Raw genomic sequence first — 4,612 nt, forward strand, 5'->3', positions numbered from 1 at the left:
CCGGCGCTGATCGCCCGCGGGGCCCGTGTGCAGGCTTTCGACCCCGAGGGGATGGGCGAGGCCCGGCACATGCTGGAGGGGGTCGAGTTCAAGGACGAGCCCTACGCCGTCGCCGACAGCGCCGATGTGCTGGTGATCATCACCGAGTGGGACCAGTTCCGGGCGCTCGACCTTGACCGCATCAAGCTGCTGATGCGCAAACCCGTGCTGGTCGACCTGCGCAATATCTACAAGCCCGCGGACATGAAGGCCCGCGGCTTCACCTACGCGAGCATCGGGCGGCGCTGAGCCCTAGAACCCGAAGGTCGCGAAGTGAATCAGCGCCTGGCCTAGCCAGACCGCGCCCGCCCAGAAAGCCACGGCCAAGGCGACGACGAAACCGATGCACGCCAGGGAGCCGGCGCACTGACCCGCCGGTCCAGCCGGCGCGCCAAAGGCGAACCCACGCCGCATGTTTCCTCCAACCCGTATATGGCGCTGCGCCGGTCGAGCGGCGCAGTCGAGCCGAGACTGACATAACCATTAAGGATTGGACAGGTTTCGTTTACCCTAGGCGGCGGCGCTCTTCACCGCCCCGGCGATCTCCTTGACCACCTGGTTGACCAGGCTCTCGTCGTCGCCCTCGGCCATGATGCGGATCAGGGGCTCGGTGCCGGAGGCGCGGACCACGATCCGGCCGGAGCCGTTCAGCCGCTGCTCGGCGTCGGCCAACACCGCCTTGACCTTGTCGTTCTCCAGCGGCTTGCCGCCGGCGAAGCGGACGTTCTCCAGCTTCTGCGGCACCGGTTCGAACTGGCGGGCCAGGGCGCTGAGCGGCGTGTCGCTCTCCTTCAGCACCGCCAGCACCTGCAGCGCCGCCAACAGGCCGTCGCCGGTCGTCGACAGGTCCGAAAGGATGATATGCCCGGACTGTTCGCCGCCGAGGTTGAAGCCGCCTTCCCGCATCCGCGCCATGACGTAGCGATCGCCGACCTGCGTCCGCTCAAGCGTCAGCTTCCGGTCGGCGAGGTAGCGCTCCAGCCCAAGGTTCGACATCACGGTCGCGACTACACCGCCGCCGGCCAGCCTGTCGCCGCGCAGCCAATGGTCGGCGATCAGGGCCATGATCTGGTCGCCGTCGACCACCACGCCCTTCTCATCGCAGATCAGCAGCCGATCGGCGTCGCCGTCGAGGGCGATGCCGATGTCGGCGCGATATTCCTTGACCGCCCGCTGCATGGCGCCGGGGGCGGTCGAGCCGCAGTCGTCGTTGATGTTGAAGCCGTCGGGCGCGACCCCGACGCGGATTACCTCGGCGCCGAGCTCATAGAGCGCGGTCGGAGCGACCTTGTAGGCGGCGCCGTTGGCGCAATCGACGACGATCCGCATGCCGGACAGGCTGAGGCCCTTGGGGAACGAGGCCTTGGCGATCTCGACGTAGCGGGCCTGGCAGTCGTCGATGCGCTGCACGCGACCCAGCGCCCCCGGCGCGGCGAGGCCCTGTTGCAGGCCCTCGTCCATCAGCGCCTCGATCTCGAGCTCGCGGCCGTCGGAGAGCTTGTAGCCGTCCGGCCCGAACAGCTTGATCCCGTTGTCGGCGTAGTGGTTGTGCGAGGCCGAGATCATCACGCCCAGGTCGGCACGCAGCGAGCGGGTCATCATGGCGACGCCCGGCGTCGGCAGGGGCCCCAGCAGGCGCACGTCCATGCCGACGCTGGTGAAGCCGGCGACCAGGGCCGGCTCGATCATGTAGCCGGACAGCCGTGTGTCCTTGCCGATCACCACCAGGTGGCGACGGTCGTCCTTGGACATGAAAAGCTTGCCCGCCGCCATGCCGACCCTGAGGGCGACCTCGGCTGTCATCGGGTGCCGGTTGGCCTGGCCACGGATACCGTCGGTGCCGAAGTAGGCGCGTTTGCTCATGAATGGCCTCGAAACGATCCGAAACTCTGATTTAGTGGCGACGAGCTTAGCCGATGCTAAAGGCGCGGCGTTAGAGGCTCTCCGCTCTTTCTGCCATTTCGAGGGAATCCTGCTCCATGTGCGGCATCATCGGCATTGTCGGTCGCGGCCCGGTCGAAGGTCGGCTGATCGAGAGCCTAAAGCGCCTGGAGTACCGCGGCTATGACTCCGCCGGGATCGCCGGCGTCGTTGACGGCCGGCTCGAACGCCGCCGCGCCAAGGGCAAGATCAAGGCGCTCGAGGAGGTGCTTGCCGCCGAGCCGCTCAACGCCCAGATCGGCATCGGCCACACCCGATGGGCCACGCACGGCGCACCGTCGGAGCGCAACGCTCACCCGCACAAGGCTGGGCGCGTCACCCTGGTGCACAACGGCATCATTGAGAACTACGCCGAGCTGCGCGAGGCGCTGCAGGCCAAGGGCCGGACCTTCGAGAGCGAGACCGACACCGAGGTCATCGCCCACCTGCTCGATGCCGAACTGGCCAGCCGCCCGCCGCTGGACGCCCTGAAGGCGACGCTCGACCAGCTGACCGGCGCCTACGCCCTGGCCGTGTTGATCGAGGGCCAGGACGCGTTGCTGATGGGCGCCCGCCGCGGCAGCCCGCTGGTCGTCGGCTACGGCGACGGCGAGATGTTCATCGGCTCGGACGCCCTGGCCGTCGGCCCGTTCACCAACCGCATCACCTATCTCGAGGAAGGCGACTACGTGGTCGTCGACCATGACGGGGCGCGGATCTTCGACGAGACCGGCGAGGCGGTCGAACGATCGATCCGCCAGGTGGCGGCATCGGCCGCCTTGGTCGAGAAGGGCAACTACCGCCACTTCATGGAGAAGGAGATCCACGACCAGCCGGAGGGATGCCAGCACACCATCTCCGCCTACGTGGACCCGATCGAGGCGCGCACGACCGTCTCCGGCGACATCGACTGGGTCGCGATGGAGCGGATCCAGATCGTCGCCTGCGGCACCTCCTACATCGCCGGCTTGATGGGCAAATATCTGATCGAGCAGCTCGCCGATCTGCCCGTCGACGTCGAGATCGCCTCGGAGTTCCGCTACCGCCAGCCGGCGCTGCGCAAGGACGCCCTGGCCATCGCCATGAGCCAGTCCGGGGAGACCGCCGACACCCTGGCGGCCCTGCGCTTCTGCCAGGGCAAGGGCATGACCACGGCCGCGGTGGTCAACGCGACGGAATCGACCATGGCCCGCGAGGTCGACGTGGTCTGGCCGATCCACTGCGGGCCGGAGATCGGCGTCGCCTCGACCAAGGCCTTCACCGCCCAGGTCAGCGTCCTGACGGCCGTCGCGATCGCCGCCGCCCGGGCCCGCGGCCGGATCGACGAGGCCGAGGAGCAGCGGCTGGTCCGCGTGCTGCTGGAAGCGCCTCGGCTGATCGCCGAATCCATCAAGCTCGAGGATGCCGTCCGCAGCATCGCCCAGGAGGTCGCCAAGGCGCGCGACGTGCTCTACCTCGGCCGTGGGCCGATGTATCCGCTGGCTCTGGAAGGCGCCCTGAAGCTCAAGGAAATCAGCTACATCCACGCCGAAGGCTATGCCGCCGGCGAGCTGAAGCACGGCCCGATCGCACTCGTCGACGAGCAGACGCCGATCGTCATCCTCGCGCCCTTCGACAGCTATTTCGAGAAGTCGGCGTCGAACATGCAGGAGGTGATGGCGCGAGGCGGACAGGTGATCTTCATCACCGATCCGGAGGGCGAGCGGTACGCGCCGGCCGGGGCCCGCGTAGTGGTGACCGCGCCGCGCTGCGACCCGCTGATCGCCCCGCTTGTGCTGTCGGCGCCGGTACAATTGCTCGCCTATCACGTGGCCGTCCAGAAGGGCGCCGACGTCGATCAGCCGCGCAACCTCGCCAAGTCCGTCACGGTCGAATAGCGCAAACGAAAAACGGCCGCCCCGAGGGGCGGCCGTCTCGCCGGACTGAGGTCCGAAGCTTACGGCGTGGCCGAGCCGGAGGTGCCGGTCGTGCCGGTGGTCCCGGTCGTGCCCGTCGCGCCGGTGGTCCCCGTCGCGCCCGTCGAGCCGCTCGCGCCCATCGAGCCCGAGGCCCCCATGGAGCCGGTGGCGCCGGCGGCGGCCGGGTCGGTGGTGGTGGCCGTGCCCATCGCGGAGGTGTCGGCGGCCGCGCCGGTCGCGGCCGGGTCGGTCGGCGCCGGAGCCGGCGCCATGGCGGAGGCGTCGGCGGCGGTGCCGGTCGCCGGGGCTTCTTCGGTCTTTTGCTGGCAGGCGGTGAGGCCGGCGGCCACGAGGGCGGCGGCGGTCAGGATACGCAGGTTCATGATGGCTTCCCTGAAGTCTGTCCCCCGACAGGCCTTTGAGCTTACACGCCTTTGTGTCGTGCCGAAATCGTGATCCGAAGCTTGGCGGGTGATTTCGTCGCAGCGAGCTGTGGATTTCCGCCGCCGGCTCCTCTAGTCGCCGAACGGGGGATCGGAAACGCCCGTCGCGCGTTTGGCGCCTGCCGGATGGCGAAGCTTAACCAGTGACTGATGTCGTGGGGGACTGATGACCAAACGCGTGCGCAAGGCCGTGCTGCCCGTCGCCGGCCTGGGGACCCGGGTGCTGCCGGGGGCGAAGACGACACCGAAGAACCTGCTGAACGTCGTCGACCGGCCGATCCTCTCCTACATCGTCGAGGAGGGCCGTGCGGC

General features: G+C 68.7%; 5 protein-coding genes and 1 pseudogene. 3 read left to right on the forward strand and 3 right to left on the reverse strand.

Annotated features, from left to right (window positions below):
• A partial coding sequence (locus ACILRF_RS14540; RefSeq protein ID WP_395674124.1) for a UDP binding domain-containing protein occupies nucleotides 1-288 on the forward strand: 288 nt, incomplete at its 5' end.
• Between the two features lie 3 nt (nucleotides 289-291).
• On the opposite strand, the gene ACILRF_RS14545 is transcribed toward ACILRF_RS14540, so the two are convergent.
• Together ACILRF_RS14545 and glmM are read right to left on the reverse strand one after the other, a co-directional pair.
• Nucleotides 292-453: a hypothetical protein gene (locus ACILRF_RS14545; RefSeq protein WP_395674126.1), complete on the reverse strand. Its 162-nt coding sequence runs from the start codon at nucleotides 451-453 to the stop codon at nucleotides 292-294.
• A gap of 96 nt (nucleotides 454-549) precedes the next feature.
• Nucleotides 550-1,902 (reverse strand): phosphoglucosamine mutase, encoded by a 1,353-nt coding sequence (gene glmM / locus ACILRF_RS14550; RefSeq protein WP_395674128.1) that lies wholly within the window; start codon nucleotides 1,900-1,902, stop codon nucleotides 550-552.
• Nucleotides 1,903-2,018: 116 nt separating this feature from the next.
• On the opposite strand from glmM, the gene glmS reads away from it, so the two are divergent.
• Nucleotides 2,019-3,836 carry a glutamine--fructose-6-phosphate transaminase (isomerizing) gene (glmS, locus tag ACILRF_RS14555; RefSeq protein ID WP_395674130.1) on the forward strand — a complete coding sequence of 606 codons (1,818 nt, stop codon included), beginning with the start codon at nucleotides 2,019-2,021 and terminating at the stop codon, nucleotides 3,834-3,836.
• Between the two features lie 59 nt (nucleotides 3,837-3,895).
• Here glmS and ACILRF_RS14560 read toward each other — a convergent pair whose 3' ends face one another.
• Nucleotides 3,896-4,240, reverse strand: coding sequence for a hypothetical protein (locus ACILRF_RS14560; protein ID WP_395674131.1), 345 nt, complete (start codon nucleotides 4,238-4,240; stop codon nucleotides 3,896-3,898).
• A 226-nt stretch (nucleotides 4,241-4,466) separates the two neighbouring features.
• Between ACILRF_RS14560 and ACILRF_RS14565 the strand changes: the two are divergent.
• A pseudogene (locus ACILRF_RS14565) lies at nucleotides 4,467-4,612 on the forward strand (UTP--glucose-1-phosphate uridylyltransferase); the annotation flags it as partial.

The organism is Phenylobacterium sp. (assembly GCF_044236515.1).
In the GTDB taxonomy this organism is placed as follows: Bacteria; Pseudomonadota; Alphaproteobacteria; order Caulobacterales; family Caulobacteraceae; genus Phenylobacterium.

Coding starts and splice junctions, on each gene's coding strand:
- ACILRF_RS14545 (WP_395674126.1), bottom strand. CDS start 453: ATGCGGCGTGGGTTCGCCTTTGGCGCGCCGGCTGGACCGGCGGGTCAG.
- glmM (WP_395674128.1), bottom strand. CDS start 1,902: ATGAGCAAACGCGCCTACTTCGGCACCGACGGTATCCGTGGCCAGGCC.
- glmS (WP_395674130.1), top strand. CDS start 2,019: ATGTGCGGCATCATCGGCATTGTCGGTCGCGGCCCGGTCGAAGGTCGG.
- ACILRF_RS14560 (WP_395674131.1), bottom strand. CDS start 4,240: ATGAACCTGCGTATCCTGACCGCCGCCGCCCTCGTGGCCGCCGGCCTC.